This window comes from Streptomyces sp. P5F9 (genome assembly GCF_057961495.1).
The window spans coordinates 18846-33641 of the sequence record NZ_JBXVPZ010000052.1; the positions used below are offsets into that span (position 1 = coordinate 18846).

Consider the following 14796-nt stretch of genomic DNA (forward strand, 5'->3'; position numbering starts at 1 on the left):
GACACACTAGGAGAACGAGAGGGTCTCGCGTTAACCGAGTGACGGGGATCACGTTTCAGTGGTACGTGACGAGAAACTCAGTACGACTCACCTCGTGAGGCTCGTGCGCCAGTTCCCGGCGAGGGCCGGTCCCACCCCGTCGAGGTAGCCGGCGGTCAGCTCCCGCATCGCCTCGATGCTGAGGTCGTCGCCCGCGATCCACATTCGCTCGACCACCCGCATCACCCCGCCGAACACGGCCACGACCAGCCGCGGCCGGGGGTCCGCGTCCACGTCGAGCCCCTCGCGCACGGCGATGATCCGCGCCAGCTCCCCCTCCAGCTCCTGCGAGCGCCGCAGATGCGCGGCGAGCAGCGCGGGCGTCGACTCGATCACGCGGTAGGTGCGCATGTGCAGGTCCAGCGGTACGACCTGCTGGATCGCCTCGTTGATGGTGTCCCAGCTCTCCAGCACGGCCCGGCGCAGCGCCTCCAGCGGGGCCTCGTGCGGCGGGCGGGCGCGGACGGCGCTCACGAAGTGCGTCTCCGTGAGCCGGGGCACGAAGAACGCGGCCTCCTCCTTGCTCGCGAAGTAGCGGAAGAAGGTGCGCTGCGAGACGTCGACGGCCTCGGTGATCTCGTCGACGGTGGTCTGTTCGTAGCCCTTGGTGGTGAACAGTTCGAGCGCGGCGTGCAGCAGCGCGTCCCGCGTACGGGCCTTCTTGCGCTCGCGCAACGTCTCCATGCTGTTCTCCTCGCGATTGTTGACAGTCGCCGACATCTGAACCTGTTTGTCAACTGTCAGCGGCTGACATTAGCCTCGCACGTATGACTAGTCAGACCACCATCAGCGCGACGGGGCCGGGGGACAAGGCACCAGCCGCCCCGTCCGACCCGGCGCCGTCCACGGGGCTGCGGGGCCACCCGTGGCTCACCCTCATAACCGTCGCCGTCGGCGTCATGATGGTGGCCCTCGACGGCACCATCGTCGCCATCGCCAACCCGGCCATCCAGAAGGACCTCGGCGCCAGCTTCGCCGACGTCCAGTGGATCACCAACGGCTACTTCCTCGCCCTCGCGGTCTCCCTCATCACCGCCGGCAAACTCGGTGACCGCTTCGGCCACCGCCAGACCTTCCTGATCGGCGTGAGCGGCTTCGCCCTCGCGTCCGGCGCGATCGGCCTCTCGCACAGCATTGCGTTCGTCGTCACGTTCCGCGTGCTCCAGGGTCTGTTCGGCGCGCTGCTGATGCCGGCCGCGCTCGGCCTGCTGCGGGCCACCTTCCCGGCCGAGAAGCTCAACATGGCCATCGGCCTGTGGGGCATGGTCATCGGCGCCTCCACCGCGGGCGGCCCGATCCTCGGCGGCGTGCTCGTCGAGCACGTCAACTGGCAGTCGGTGTTCTTCATCAACGTGCCGGTCGGCGCCGTCGCGCTCGTCCTCGGCCTGCTGATCCTCCGCGACCACCGCGCCCAGAACGCGCCGCGCTCCTTCGACATCCTCGGTATCGCGCTGCTCTCCGGCGCGATGTTCTGCCTGGTCTGGGCCCTCATCAAGGCGCCCGCGTGGGGCTGGGGCTCCGGCACCACCTGGGCGTTCCTCGCCGTGTCCGTGCTCGGCTTCGCCCTGTTCGCCTTCTGGGAGCAGCGGGTGAAGGAACCCCTCATCCCGCTGGGCCTGTTCCGCTCGGTCCCGCTGTCCGCAGGCGTGGTCCTGATGGTCCTGATGGCGATCGCCTTCATGGGCGGCCTGTTCTTCGTGACGTTCTACTTGCAGAACGTGCACGGTATGAGCCCCATCGACGCCGGTCTCCACCTCCTCCCACTCACCGGGATGATGATCGTCGGCTCCCCGCTCGCCGGCGCGGCGATCACCAAGCTCGGCCCGCGCATCCCGCTGGCCGGCGGCATGGCGGCCACCGCGATCGCCATGTTCGGCATGTCCACGCTGGACTCGAACACCGGCAGCGGCGTCATGTCGATCTGGTTCGCCCTGCTGGGCCTCGGCCTCGCCCCGGTGATGGTCGGCGCGACCGAGGTCATCGTGGGCAACGCGCCCATGGAGCTCTCCGGTGTCGCCGGCGGTCTCCAGCAGGCCGCGATGCAGATCGGCGGCAGCCTCGGTACGGCCGTCCTCGGCGCCGTCATGGCCTCCCGCGTCGACAACGACCTGGCCGGCAACTGGACGGACGCGGGCCTGCCCAAGCTCACCCAGCCCCAGCTGGACGCGGCCGCCGAGGCGGTCCAGGTCGGCGTGGCCCCGATCGCCCCGAACACCCCGGAGACGGTCGCCGCGAAGATCACGCAGGTCGCCCACGACACGTTCATCTCCGGCATGAGCCTCGCCTGCCTCGTCGCCGCCGGCGTAGCGGTGGTCGCGGTGTTCGTCGCGCTCCTGACCAAGCGCGGCGAGAACGCGGAGGCGGGCGCGGGCGCGGCGCACATCTAGGGCCTGTCCGGCGGATCAGGTCGCAGGAGATCAACGGCATCTGATCAGCGCCGGTGAGCGGGGTCTGGTGCGTGCAGCTGCAAGGCGGAGGAGGGCGGCAACGCGGAGCGTTGGCAACCGACGACAACGCGGCTGGGGGTCCCCCCACGCCTTTAAGGCAGTGGGGGAGTGCGTGCCAGGCCCCGCGTCTGCGGCATGATCCGCCGGACAGGTCCTAACCCTGATCCAGGCCGATTTCGCCTATCAGGGTGACTCCCCTAAAGATTCCTGGCGTCCGGTACGCGCCGCAGGTCACAGTAAGTCAAGTCCTCCGCAGGGCAGGGGGGACGGGTTGGTCTGCGGCGCGCTGCCGGAGGGGGGCAGCGCGCAAGCAGGCTTTTTTTGTGTGTACGGGGGTATCCGGTCACTGTAGGAGTACCTGCCGAACGGGCGTGACCGCCCAGGGAGTTGACGATGACAGGCTTCGGCAACGGAACGCGCAGGACCCCCCGCTCACGTGGCCGCATGGGGTCAGGGACCGGGCCGGACCGCGCGACCCTCGCCATCGTCGGCCTTGTCTGCGCGATCGCGGGCTTCTTCCTGGCGGGGAATCTGGGGATCGTCCTCGGCCCGATCGCGGTGATCTGCGGCTGGCTGGCCATGGGCCGCAGGTGGGCGGGCTCGCGCCGGGTGATGGCCCTGGTGGCCCTGGTCCTGGGCGCGATAGACACGGTGGCGGCGGTTCTATGGACGTTCTTCTGAACCGGGGCTGACCAGGCTCGGCACCCCCGAAAGTGCCGCCACCTCCGCCCGCAGCGCCCGCACCTCCTCCGTCAGCGCCTCGATCGCCAGCGTCTGGCGCCGCTCCTCCACGTCGTCCTTCTCGAACCGGGCGATGAACCACGTGGCGATGTTCGCGGTGACGACACCGAGCAGGGCGATGCCGGAGAGCATCAGCCCTACGGCGATCATCCGGCCCAGCCCGGTGGTCGGGGCGTGGTCGCCGTAGCCCACGGTCGTCATCGTGGTGAAGGACCACCACACGGCGTCACCCAGCGTCCGGATGTTCCCGTTGGGTGAGTCCCGTTCGACGGAGAGGACCGCCAGCGAACCGAACATCAGCAGCCCGACGACCGCGCCGGCGACATACGTCGTGAGCTGGATCTGCGAGGCCATCCGCGCCCGGCGCCCGACGAGTATCAGCGTCGACACCATGCGCAAGAGCCGTAGCGGCTGCAATATCGGCAGCACCACCGCGCACAGGTCCATCCAGTGCGTCCGCACGAACCGCCGGCGGTCCCGGGACATCGCGAGCCGCATCAGATAGTCGACGGCGAACGCCCCCCACACCACCCACTCGACCCCCGTGCACACCGCCGTCAGCCGGTGCCCGGCGGTCGTGTCCACGATCGGCACGGCATAGGCCACGGCAAACGCAACGGCGAGCGCCAGCAGGGGCCGTTGGGTGAGCTGCTCCCAACGAGCTTGCGCCGATTGTTGCTTCATGCCCGCATCGTAGGGCGGCGGGATGCCTCTTAAAGGCGCCCCGAAGGGGCTTGCCTTTAGGGGCGCGGGGAACTGCGCGACCAGCCCCCACGCACCCGCAGGCAACCAACTACGCGTCCCCTCCAGCAACACCAGGGTCAGCCGAGGAGACATCCAGCAACTGGTACCGATCGATCGCCTGCTTCAACACAGACCGATCAACCTTCCCCTCCCGAGCCAACTCCGTCAGCACAGCCACCACAATCGACTCCGCGTCGATGTGGAAGAACCGCCGAGCAGCCCCCCGAGTGTCAGCGAACCCGAACCCGTCAGCCCCCAACGACTGATACGTGCCCGGCACCCACCGAGAGATCTGGTCAGGAACCGACCGCATCCAGTCGGAAACGGCCACGAACGGCCCCTCCGCCCCGCTCAACTTCCGCGTGACATAAGGAACCCGCTGCTCCTCCTCGGGATGCAGCAGATTGTGCCGCTCGACCTCCACCGCCTCGCGCCGCAGTTCGTTCCAGGAGGTCGCGGACCACACATCGGCCCGCACGTTCCACTCCTCGGCGAGGATCCGCTGCGCCTCGATCGCCCACGGCACAGCCACCCCGGACGCCATGATCTGCGCCGGCACCGTCCCCGAGGCACCCTGGCTGATCCGGTGAACGCCCTTGAGAATGCCCTCCACGTCCACATCGGAAGGCTCCGCCGGGTGCTGGATCGGCTCGTTGTAGACGGTGAGGTAGTAGAAGACGTCCTCGCCGTGCGGGTGTTCCGCGTCCGAGCCGTACATCCGCCGCAGCCCGTCCTGCACGATGTACGCGATCTCGTACGCGTACGCCGGGTCGTAGGCGACACAGCCCGGGTTGGTCGACGCCAGCAACTGCGAGTGCCCGTCCGCGTGTTGCAGACCCTCGCCGGTCAGAGTCGTACGTCCCGCGGTCGCGCCCAGCACGAAACCGCGCGCCAACTGGTCGGCCATCTGCCAGAACTGGTCACCGGTGCGCTGGAAACCGAACATCGAGTAGAAGACGTAGACCGGGATGAGCGGCTCGCCGTGTGTCGCGTACGCCGAACCCGCCGCGATCAGCGAAGCGGTGCAGCCCGCCTCCGAGATGCCGTCGTGCAGCATCTGCCCGGTCGGCGACTCCTTGTAGGCGAGCAGGAGTTCACGGTCCACCGACTCGTACTGCTGGCCCAGCGGGTTGTAGATCTTCGCGCTCGGGAAGAACGAGTCCATGCCGAACGTGCGGTACTCGTCCGGCGCGATCAGCACGAACCGCCTGCCGATCTCCTTGTCCCGCATCAGGTCCTTGAGCAGCCGTACGAACGCCATGGTGGTGGCGATCGACTGCTGGCCCGAACCCTTCTTCACACTCGCGTACGTCTTGTCCTCGGGCAGCGCCAGCGGCTTCGAGCGGACGACGCGCGTCGGGACGTAGCCGCCCAGCGCGTTGCGCCGGTCGTGCATGTACTGGATCTCCTCCGAGTTCCGGCCCGGGTGGAAGTACGGCGGCGCGCCGGACTCCAGCTCCTGGTCGGTGATCGGCAGGTGCAGCCGGTCGCGGAAGCCCTTGAGGTCGGCGACCGTCAGCTTCTTCATCTGGTGCGTGGCGTTGCGGCCCTCGAAGTTGGGGCCCAGCGTCCAGCCCTTGACCGTCTGGGCGAGGACGACGGTCGGCTGGCCCCGGTGCTCCTTGGCCGCCGCGAAGGCCGCGTACACCTTCTGGTGGTCGTGCCCGCCGCGCCCCAGGTGCAGGATCTGGTCGTCGGTCATGTTCTCGACCATCGCGCGCAGCCGGTGGTCGTGGCCGAAGAAGTGCTCGCGGATGTACGCGCCGGTCTCCGTGGCGTACGTCTGGAACTGGCCGTCCGGCGTGGTGTTGAGCTGGTTGACCAGCACACCGTCGCGGTCCTGGGCCAGCAGCGGGTCCCAGGTGCGGTCCCAGACCAGCTTGATGACGTTCCAGCCGGCGCCCCGGAACTGCGACTCCAGCTCCTGGATGATCTTGCCGTTGCCGCGCACCGGGCCGTCGAGCCGCTGGAGATTGCAGTTGACGACGAAGGTCAGGTTGTCCAGGCCCTCGCGCGCCGCGATCGACAGCTGGCCGAGCGACTCCGGCTCGTCCATCTCGCCGTCGCCGAGGAACGCCCATACGTGCGACCGCGACGTGTCCGCGATCCCGCGCGCCTCCATGTAGCGGTTCATCCGCGCCTGGAAGATCGCGCCGAGCGGGCCCAGGCCCATGGACACGGTCGGGAACTCCCAGAAGTCCGGCATCGACCGCGGGTGCGGGTACGAGGACAGTCCGTACGGCGCCTTCGACTTCTCCTGGCGGAACGCGTCCAGTTGCTGCTCGCTGAGCCGGTCCAGGAGGAACGCGCGGGCGTAGATGCCCGGCGAGGCGTGCCCCTGGAAGAAGATCTGGTCGCCGCCGTCGCCCTGGTCCTTGCCCCGGAAGAAGTGGTTGAAGCCCACGTCGTAGAGCGAGGCGGAGGAGGCGAACGTGGCGATGTGGCCGCCGACGCCGATGCCCGGCCGCTGGGCCCGGGACACCATCACCGCGGCGTTCCAGCGGGTCGCGTTCAGGATCTTGCGCTCGATCTCCTCGTTGCCGGGGAAGAACGGCTCGTCCTTGGTGGCGATCGTGTTGACGTAGTCCGTGCTGCGCATCTCGGGCACGGCCACGCGCTTCTCGCGGGCCCGCTCGATCAGCCGGAGCATCAGGTAGCGGGCCCGCTCACGGCCGCGCTGGTCCACGGCGGCGTCGAGCGAGTCGAGCCACTCCTGGGTCTCTTCGGGATCGAAGTCAGGAACCTGACTCGGAAGGCCGCCAATGATGATCGGATTGCGATCGGATCCGGAAGCCACGCTGTTCCTTACCTGTCAGAGGGAGCTGTGTGAGGGGGCTGTCTGAGGCCGATGAGGGCTTAATGGGGCTTATCGGCGCTGGATTTCCATGGGTCTGCACCGTTCCCCATGGTCTACCGCTGGACGGCAATCGTCATCTCTACCGTGAGGTAACCGTGACTCGTTTAGCAAAGTCATTCGAGTCGCGTACCCTCGGAGGGTTCTCAAACGTGCAAACCGGGCAGAACGCTGTGGTGTACGTCACCAGCGGCCGCGATAGCGTGCCTGGAGTTGCGGCGACACGGCCAGGATCGTCACCGTTTCGGCGTTCCGAATCGCCGGGTACTTGCGCGATCCGGCCCGTCCGTGTGGACTACGGCCAATGCTTCGCGCACGCGCGATGCTGGACATTCATCAAGACATGATCAGGAGGCAACCCGTGAGCGCGACCGCGGACCACGCGGAGGAGCGGACGAACCCTGCCGCAAGGCTGGGGTTCCAGCCCGAGCAGGTGGTCCAGGAGATCGGCTACGACGACGACGTAGACCAGGAACTCCGCGAGGCCATTGAAGAAGTCATCGGCAGCGACCTGGTGGACGAGGACTACGACGACGTCGCCGATGCCGTGGTGCTGTGGTTCCGCGACGAGGACGGCGACCTGACCGACGTGCTGGTGGACGCCATCTCGTACGTCGAGGAGGGTGGCTCGATCCTGCTGCTGACGCCGAAGACCGGCCGTGACGGCTACGTCGAGCCCAGCGACATCTCGGAAGCCGCCACGACCGCGGGCCTTTCCGCGGCCAAGAGCGTCAGCGTGGGCAAGGACTGGAGTGGCAGCCGGCTGGTGACGCCCAAGGCAGCCAAGTCCAAGAGGTAGTCCCCGGAGGTACCTCGATCGTTGAATCCCGGACGGGCTGGCCATGCCAGCCCGTCCGTCCGCATGCGGTGATCGCTGCGTAGGGTGGTGGCCCCAGGGTGCTATCACCCGAACAGCCCCACCGAAGGGATGCAGGACGAGATGGCGATCCAGGTCGGCGAAAAGGCCCCCGATTTCGAACTCAAGGACAACCACGGCGCCACCGTGAAGCTCTCCGACTTCCGCGGCGACAAGAACGTGGTGCTGCTCTTCTACCCCTTCGCCTTCACCGGCGTCTGCACCGGCGAACTCTGCTCCCTGCGCGACAACCTGCCGCAGTTCACGGACCGCGACACCCAGCTCCTCGCGGTCTCGAACGACTCCATCCACACCCTGCGCGTCTTCGCCGAGCAGGAGGGCCTGGAGTACCCGTTGCTCTCCGACTTCTGGCCGCACGGCAACACTTCGCGCGCGTACGGCGTCTTCGACGTGGACAAGGGCTGCGCCGTGCGCGGGACCTTCGTCATCGACAAGGAGGGCGTCGTGCGCTGGACGGTCGTCAACGGCCTGCCGGACGCGCGCGACCTCAACGAGTACGTGAAGGCGCTCGACAGCCTGTGATTGTTAGGTTCCAGAGCCTGCGAGGGTCGGGAACCCGTCACTAGGATCGAGACGTTGATCCGATACCGACGCACTACGGGGCATCCCCGCCCCTGGACACCAATGGAGGACTCGTGGGAGTCAGCCTCAGCAAGGGCGGCAACGTATCACTGACCAAGGAGGCCCCGGGCCTGACCGCGGTCATCGTCGGTCTGGGGTGGGACGTCCGCACCACCACCGGCACCGACTTCGACCTCGACGCCAGCGCACTGCTGCTGAACAGCGCGGGCAAGGTCGCCAGTGACGCGAACTTCGTCTTCTTCAACAACCTCAAGAGCCCCGACGGCTCCGTCGAGCACACCGGTGACAACACCACCGGTGAGGGCGAGGGCGACGACGAGGCGATCAAGGTGAACCTGGCGGCGGTCCCGGCCGACGTCGACAAGATCACCTTCCCGGTCTCGATCTACGACGCCGAGAACCGCCAGCAGTCCTTCGGCCAGGTCCGCAACGCGTTCATCCGCGTGGTGAACCAGGCCGGCGGCGCCGAGATCGCCCGCTACGACCTCTCCGAGGACGCCTCGACCGAGACCGCGATGGTCTTCGGCGAGCTGTACCGCAACGGCGCGGAGTGGAAGTTCCGCGCCATCGGCCAGGGCTACGCCTCGGGCCTGCGCGGCATCGCCCAGGACTTCGGCGTCAACGTCTGACATCCGGGCGTCTGCCGTACGAGCGTCCGACGTACGGGCGCCTGACGTACGGAGGCTTCACCGCCCGGGCGCCGCGCGGTTCGCGTGCGGCGCCCGGGGGGTCCCCCTCTGGGGGAGCGCAGGACAACCAAAGAAGCATCGCCTCGGGGAGGACCAGCACTATGGGCGTCACGCTCGCCAAGGGGGGCAATGTCTCCCTGTCCAAGGCCGCACCGAACCTCACGAACGTCCTGATCGGCCTCGGCTGGGACGCACGCTCCACCACCGGAGCCGACTTCGACCTCGACGCCAGCGCGCTGCTGTGCAACGGCGGCCGGGTGCTGGGCGACGAGTGGTTCATCTTCTACAACCAGCTCACCAGCCCGGACGGTTCGGTGGAGCACACCGGTGACAACCTCACCGGTGAGGGCGAGGGTGACGACGAGTCGATCCTGGTCGACCTCTCCAAGGTGCCGGTCAACGTCGACAAGATCGTCTTCCCCGTCTCCATCCATGACGCCGATGTCCGCGGCCAGACCTTCGGCCAGGTCAGCAACGCCTTCATCCGCGTCGTCAACCAGGCCGACGGCCAGGAGCTGGCCCGCTACGACCTCTCCGAGGACGCCTCCACCGAAACGGCCATGATCTTCGGCGAGCTGTACCGCTACCAGGGCGAGTGGAAGTTCAGGGCGGTCGGCCAGGGGTACGCGTCGGGACTGCGGGGCATCGCCATGGACTTCGGGGTCAACGTCTCGTAAAGGGCGTTATCCACACCGGCTGTCCCGGACGGCGGAGTCTCCCTCTAGACTCAGTGCTCGACGTCAAATTTTAAGTAAAGCCGAGTGCGGCGCGGGGGGAGACCCTCCCCCAGACTCCGTCTGGGGGAACCCCCAACACACGATTGGGTAGCCAGTGCTTCTGAAAACCTTCGGCTGGTCGTTCGCGGTCACCGCGCTCGGCCTTGTCGCAGCGGCGTTCTACGGGGGGTGGGAAGCCTTCGGCATCGTGGCGATCCTGGCCGTCCTGGAGATCTCGCTGTCCTTCGACAACGCGGTGGTCAACGCCGGGATCCTGAAGAAGATGTCCGCCTTCTGGCAGAAGATCTTCCTCACGGTCGGTGTCCTGATCGCCGTCTTCGGCATGCGGCTGGTGTTCCCCGTCGTCATCGTCGCCGTCACCGCCAAGATCGGCCCGATCGACGCGGTCGACCTCGCGCTCAACAACAAGGACCACTACCAGCAGCTGGTCACCGACGCCCACCCGGCGATCGCGGCCTTCGGCGGCATGTTCCTGCTGATGATCTTCCTCGACTTCATCTTCGAGGACCGGGACATCCAGTGGCTGCGCTGGATCGAGCGCCCGCTCGCCAAGCTCGGCAAGGTCGACATGCTGTCGGTCTGCATCGCGCTGATCGTCCTGCTGATCACCTCGTTCACCTTCGCGGCCCACGCCCACCAGCACGGTGGCGCGCACACCGACAAGGCGCAGACGGTCCTGATCGCCGGTATCTCCGGTCTGATCACGTACATGATCGTCGGCGGACTCTCCGGCTACTTCGAGGACAAGCTCGAAGAAGAGGAGGAGCGGGAGCACGAGGAGGAGGAAGAGGCCGCGCGCACCGGCAAGCAGCGCTCGGCGGTCGTCCTCGCCGGCCAGGCAGCCTTCTTCATGTTCCTGTACCTGGAAGTCCTCGACGCCTCCTTCTCCTTCGACGGCGTGATCGGCGCCTTCGCCATCACCAACGACATCGTCCTCATGGCCCTCGGGTTGGGCATCGGCGCGATGTACGTCCGTTCCCTGACGGTGTACCTGGTCCGCCAGGGCACCCTGGACGACTACGTCTACCTGGAGCACGGCGCGCACTACGCGATCGGCGCCCTGGCCGTGATCCTCATGGTCACCATCCAGTACCAGATCAACGAGGTCATCACCGGCCTGGTCGGCGTCATCCTGATCGGCTGGTCCTTCTGGTCCTCGGTCCGCCGGAACAAGGCCCTCGCGGAAGCCGAGGGAAAAGCAGGCTCGGACGAGAAGACTGAGGTCCCGTCCGGGGTGTGACAAGCTCCCCGGTAAGGGAACGCTTCTGTTCGGGGCGGCCGTCGAGGACATGTCCTCTGCCAGGCCGCCCCGACGGCTTTGTCATACGCAGTGTGGATGCGAACGTGGGGGCGGGAATGGGCTTCTTCGACGGAATCTGGCGGCGCGAGGCCGACTTCGACTCGGGCAGCGCGGCCAGCAACGCGATCGAACTGACCAAACGGCACCACCAGGTCTCGCTCACCAAGCAGGGCGCGGCCACCGGCAACCTCCGCGTCAACCTCACCTGGCGGATGCGGACCTCCGACATAGGCGGCCTCCAGCGGGACAGCCTGCTCAGGCACCCCTTCAAGGCGTTGAAGCCCCCGGAGGTCATGGGCCACAGCCAGAGCATGGTCAACGTCGACCTGGACCTGGGCTGCCTCTACGAGCTGATGGACGGCACCAAGGGCGTGGTCCAGCCCCTCGGCGGCCTCCTGGGAGACGTCAACTCACCGCCGTACGTGAAGCTCAGCGGCGACGACCGCTTCGGCTCCGCGTCCGGCGAGACGATGTACGTCAACCTCGACCACCGCGACCAGATCAAGCGCCTCCTGGTCTTCGTCTACATCTACGACCAGACCCCGGCCTTCGACCGCACCCACGCCATCGTCACCCTCTACCCCAGCAACGGCCCCCGCATCGAAATAGGCCTCGACGAACGCCACCCCCAGGCCCGCTCCTGCGCGGTGGTGATGATCGAGAACGTCAAGGGCGAGCTGGTCGTCCGCCGGGAAGTGAAGTTCGTCTACGGCTTCCAGGCGGAGCTGGACCGGTTGTACGGGTGGGGCTTGCAATGGGGGCGGGGCTACAAGACAAAGGTCGAGCGCTAGTTTTTTTAGGGGCGCGGGGCAGTGTCGATATGCGGCTCCGCCGCGGGGCGCGCCCAGCCCCCACCGGCGCGCACCAAACGAACTACCGACCCACCCTCAGATGAACTGCGGCCCCTGCGGCGGCAAACGGAAGTTCGGGTCCGGCGCAGTAGCAACGGGCACCGGCTGCGGATACCCATACGCAGGCTGAGTCACGGGCTCCTCGGACTGGGGGTACCCATACGCCGGCTGCACCGGAACCGCCGGAGGCAACGGCTGCGAAATCTCCGGAACGGCACTCGCAGTGCCCCCCTCCGACTCGTCCACCGTGATCCCGAAGTCCATCGCCAGCCCACGCAACCCGTTCGCGTACCCCTCACCCAGCGCCCGGAACTTCCACCCGTCACCCCGCCGGTACAGTTCCCCGCAGATCAGCGCGGTCTCCTCGCCGGTCTCCGGCTTGATGTCGAAATACAGCAGCGGCTCACCCTCGGCGACGGCGGCGTCGTACAGCAGGATGCGCAGCCCCTGTACGTGGTCGAAGGTGACCTCGTCCGCCGAAGCGACCACGAGAATCCGGCTGACTTCGGGCTCGACACCGGCGAGATCTGTCTGGATTGTGTCGGTGGGGCCCTCCGCGACACGCTTCTTGCCGAGCCACCAGACCTTCCCGGAGGGGTGCCGGGGCTGGTTGTAGAAGACGAAGTCCTCGTCGGAACGCACCTGACCGGCGGGGCCGAGGAGCAGCGCGGAGGCATCCACGTCCGGGACCCCCTGCCCGGGAGTCCAGCGCAGCACGGCACGTACCGTGGTGGCTTCCAGCGGGACGTTCGACCCCTTCAGCATCGCGTGCGTCATGCGGTCATCCTGCCCTCTCGGTCCTGGTCACGACAACGTGGGGGTTCGGACACCGACACGGCCGAGTTACCTGAAGTTCATGCCCGGCGGGAACCCCTGACATGGGTTTGTACGTACTATTACCGGCCACCTATCGAAAACAATCACGAACCACAACGGCACCACGGGGGAGCTTTATGCGTCATTTCGGGCACATTGCCCCTGAGGTACGGCAGCGTCTCTTCTTCCAGGAGCCGTGCGAGTTCGACGCGGACTCCCCGGCCCGGCTGCTCGCCGCGGCCCTGGGCGCCACGCTCTACAGCCCGGCCACCCGCCCCCGCCTCGCCGACGACATCGTCAAGCTGGCGGGACGCGGCGTCGTGTCGATGGTGCTGTGCCTGGAGGACTCGATCGGCGACGAGGACGTACCGGCCGCCGAGGAGAACCTGGTCCAGCAGTTCACCGAGCTGGCCGCCCGCCCGGACACCGAGCTGCCGTTGCTGTTCGTCCGGGTCCGCGTGCCCGAGCAGATCCCCGATCTCGTACGTCGCATGGGCCCGGCCGTAGAACTGCTCTCCGGCTTCGTGATGCCGAAGTTCACCGAGGAGAGCGGCACGCCCTTCCTGGAGGCGCTGGCCGCCGCGGAGGCGGCGAGCGGTCACCGGCTGTTCGGCATGCCGGTCCTGGAGTCGCCGGAGCTGCTGTACCGCGAGTCGCGCGTCGAGACCCTGGAGGGCATCTCCCGCGCGGTCGACAAGTACCGCGACCGCGTCCTCGCCCTGCGCCTCGGCGTGACGGACTTCTGCTCCTCCTACGGCCTGCGCCGGGCCTCCGACATGACGGCCTACGACGTCCAGATCGTCGCCAACGTGATCGGTGACGTGGTGAACATGCTGGGCCGCGCCGACGGCACCGGCTTCACGGTGACCGGCCCGGTGTGGGAGTACTTCCGGGTCCAGGAGCGCATGTTCAAGCCGCAGCTGCGCCGCAGCCCCTTCCTGGAGGGCCAGGCGGAGGAGCTGCGCGAGGCGCTGATCGAGCACGCCATGGACGGCCTGCTGCGCGAGATCGCCCTCGACCAGGCCAACGGGCTGCTGGGCAAGACCTGCATCCACCCCACCCACGTGCTGCCCGTGCACGCGCTGTCCGTGGTCAGCCACGAGGAGTTCTGCGACGCGCAGGACATCCTGCGGCCGGAGCGGGGCGGCGGGGGCGTGCTGCGCTCGGCGTACACGAACAAGATGAACGAGGTGAAGCCGCACCGCGCCTGGGCCGAGCGGACGATGCTGCGCGCCGAGATCTTCGGGGTCGCACGCGAGGACGTCGGCTTCGTGGAGCTGCTCGCCGCCGGAATCCCCGGCTGAATCGCAAGGGACGTATGAACAAGGCAGTGAACGACCGGGTCTGGTCGGGCGGTAACGGTGTCTGGTCGGGCAGTTGGGTCGCGGAGCGGCTCGGGGTCGAACTGCTCGGCGACCCCGAGCTGACCGACCTCCTGGGCCTGGCCCTCCGCCGCAACCCCAAGCGGGCCCACCTGCTCGTGTCGAACGTACTCGGCAAGCACGTCCCCCAGTCCCCGTCGGTCGTCTACGGCTACGGCTTCACCCTGGGCCGCAGAGTCCGCGACCTCCTCGGCCCCGACGAGTCCGCCCGGGCGGTGGTCCTCGGCTACGCGGAAACCGCGACAGGCCTGGGCCACGCGGTGGCGGACGGCATCGCCCTCGCCCCCTACCTCCACTCCACCCGCCGCCCCGTCGCCGGCGTCGCCACGGCGGGCGGCTTCGAGGAGTCCCACTCCCACGCGACCTCCCACCTCCTCCTCCCCGAGAACCCCGAACTCCTCTCGGGCGAGGGCCCGTTGGTCCTGGTCGACGACGAGTTCTCCACCGGCAACACGGTCCTGAACACGATCCGCGACCTGCACGAGCGCTATCCGCGGGACCGGTACGTGGTGGTCGCCCTGGTCGACATGCGTTCCGCTGCCGACGCCGGCCGCCTGGACGAGTTCGCGGCGGAGATAGGCGCGAGGGTGGACCTGGTGGCGGCGGCATCGGGGACGGTGCGGTTGCCCGCAGGGGTGCTGGAGAAGGGGCAGGAGTTGGTGGCGAGGTACGAGACAGGGGGTGCGGGGGCAGGTGGTTCGTCGTCTGCTGCGCCGTCTGGGCTGGTCGCGCAGTTC

Annotated in this window: 14 protein-coding genes; 10 read left to right on the plus strand and 4 right to left on the minus strand. The window is 67.8% G+C overall.

The window, feature by feature from the left end; genetic code table 11:
- Positions 1-87: 87 nt before the first annotated feature.
- On the minus strand, positions 88-723 hold the full coding sequence (locus AC31A1_RS12115; protein ID WP_489653277.1) for a TetR family transcriptional regulator: 636 nt from the start codon (positions 721-723) through the stop codon (positions 88-90).
- 83 nt (positions 724-806) lie between these two features.
- Between AC31A1_RS12115 and AC31A1_RS12120 the strand changes: the two genes are divergently transcribed.
- Positions 807-2426, plus strand: coding sequence for an MFS transporter (locus tag AC31A1_RS12120; protein WP_489653278.1), 1620 nt, complete (start codon positions 807-809; stop codon positions 2424-2426).
- 453 nt (positions 2427-2879) lie between these two features.
- Complete coding sequence (locus AC31A1_RS12125) at positions 2880-3167, plus strand: DUF4190 domain-containing protein (protein ID WP_489653279.1); 288 nt, start codon at positions 2880-2882, stop codon at positions 3165-3167.
- Here AC31A1_RS12125 and AC31A1_RS12130 read toward each other — a convergent pair.
- Together AC31A1_RS12130 and aceE are read right to left on the minus strand one after the other, a co-directional pair.
- A complete protein-coding gene (locus AC31A1_RS12130; RefSeq protein WP_489653280.1) occupies positions 3150-3911 on the minus strand; it encodes a potassium channel family protein in 762 nt (253 codons plus the stop codon). The two genes, AC31A1_RS12125 and AC31A1_RS12130, sit on opposite strands and share 18 nt — an antisense overlap.
- A gap of 109 nt (positions 3912-4020) precedes the next feature.
- Positions 4021-6768, minus strand: a complete 2748-nt coding sequence (gene aceE, locus AC31A1_RS12135) for a pyruvate dehydrogenase (acetyl-transferring), homodimeric type (RefSeq protein ID WP_489653281.1) — start codon at positions 6766-6768, stop codon at positions 4021-4023.
- A gap of 418 nt (positions 6769-7186) precedes the next feature.
- Between aceE and AC31A1_RS12140 the strand changes: the two genes are divergently transcribed.
- The 6 genes from AC31A1_RS12140 to AC31A1_RS12165 all read left to right on the plus strand — a co-directional run bounded on the left by AC31A1_RS12140 (position 7187) and on the right by AC31A1_RS12165 (position 11801).
- The gene (locus AC31A1_RS12140; protein ID WP_019067106.1) at positions 7187-7624 is read left to right on the plus strand and encodes a DUF3052 domain-containing protein; all 438 of its coding nucleotides are present in this window, start codon (positions 7187-7189) and stop codon (positions 7622-7624) included.
- A 141-nt stretch (positions 7625-7765) separates the two neighbouring features.
- Positions 7766-8224: a peroxiredoxin gene (locus AC31A1_RS12145; RefSeq protein WP_489653282.1), complete on the plus strand. Its 459-nt coding sequence runs from the start codon at positions 7766-7768 to the stop codon at positions 8222-8224.
- A 113-nt stretch (positions 8225-8337) separates the two neighbouring features.
- The gene (locus tag AC31A1_RS12150; protein ID WP_019060360.1) at positions 8338-8913 is read left to right on the plus strand and encodes a TerD family protein; all 576 of its coding nucleotides are present in this window, start codon (positions 8338-8340) and stop codon (positions 8911-8913) included.
- A gap of 161 nt (positions 8914-9074) precedes the next feature.
- Positions 9075-9650: a TerD family protein gene (locus AC31A1_RS12155; RefSeq protein ID WP_489653283.1), complete on the plus strand. Its 576-nt coding sequence runs from the start codon at positions 9075-9077 to the stop codon at positions 9648-9650.
- 154 nt (positions 9651-9804) lie between these two features.
- A complete protein-coding gene (locus AC31A1_RS12160; protein WP_489653284.1) occupies positions 9805-10950 on the plus strand; it encodes a DUF475 domain-containing protein in 1146 nt (381 codons plus the stop codon).
- A gap of 116 nt (positions 10951-11066) precedes the next feature.
- Entirely contained in the window at positions 11067-11801 is a 735-nt protein-coding gene (locus AC31A1_RS12165; protein ID WP_033286889.1) for a TerD family protein, read from the plus strand.
- Between the two features lie 96 nt (positions 11802-11897).
- On the opposite strand, the gene AC31A1_RS12170 is transcribed toward AC31A1_RS12165, so the two are convergent.
- Positions 11898-12638 carry a TerD family protein gene (locus AC31A1_RS12170; protein ID WP_489653285.1) on the minus strand — a complete coding sequence of 247 codons (741 nt, stop codon included), beginning with the start codon at positions 12636-12638 and terminating at the stop codon, positions 11898-11900.
- Positions 12639-12814: 176 nt separating this feature from the next.
- On the opposite strand from AC31A1_RS12170, the gene AC31A1_RS12175 reads away from it, so the two are divergent.
- Both AC31A1_RS12175 and AC31A1_RS12180 read left to right on the plus strand, forming a co-directional pair.
- Positions 12815-13981 (plus strand): HpcH/HpaI aldolase/citrate lyase family protein, encoded by a 1167-nt coding sequence (locus AC31A1_RS12175; RefSeq protein ID WP_489653286.1) that lies wholly within the window; start codon positions 12815-12817, stop codon positions 13979-13981.
- Positions 13982-13995: 14 nt separating this feature from the next.
- The coding region (locus AC31A1_RS12180; protein WP_489653287.1) for a phosphoribosyltransferase domain-containing protein at positions 13996-14796 on the plus strand (801 nt) is incomplete at its 3' end.

Bases quoted from the DNA above. Each gene is read 5' to 3' on its own strand.
- AC31A1_RS12115 (WP_489653277.1), bottom strand. From the start codon at position 723: ATGGAGACGTTGCGCGAGCGCAAGAAGGCCCGTACGCGGGACGCGCTG.
- AC31A1_RS12120 (WP_489653278.1), top strand. From the start codon at position 807: ATGACTAGTCAGACCACCATCAGCGCGACGGGGCCGGGGGACAAGGCA.
- AC31A1_RS12125 (WP_489653279.1), top strand. From the start codon at position 2,880: ATGACAGGCTTCGGCAACGGAACGCGCAGGACCCCCCGCTCACGTGGC.
- AC31A1_RS12130 (WP_489653280.1), bottom strand. From the start codon at position 3,911: ATGAAGCAACAATCGGCGCAAGCTCGTTGGGAGCAGCTCACCCAACGG.
- AC31A1_RS12145 (WP_489653282.1), top strand. From the start codon at position 7,766: ATGGCGATCCAGGTCGGCGAAAAGGCCCCCGATTTCGAACTCAAGGAC.
- AC31A1_RS12155 (WP_489653283.1), top strand. From the start codon at position 9,075: ATGGGCGTCACGCTCGCCAAGGGGGGCAATGTCTCCCTGTCCAAGGCC.
- AC31A1_RS12165 (WP_033286889.1), top strand. From the start codon at position 11,067: ATGGGCTTCTTCGACGGAATCTGGCGGCGCGAGGCCGACTTCGACTCG.
- AC31A1_RS12170 (WP_489653285.1), bottom strand. From the start codon at position 12,638: ATGACGCACGCGATGCTGAAGGGGTCGAACGTCCCGCTGGAAGCCACC.
- AC31A1_RS12175 (WP_489653286.1), top strand. From the start codon at position 12,815: ATGCGTCATTTCGGGCACATTGCCCCTGAGGTACGGCAGCGTCTCTTC.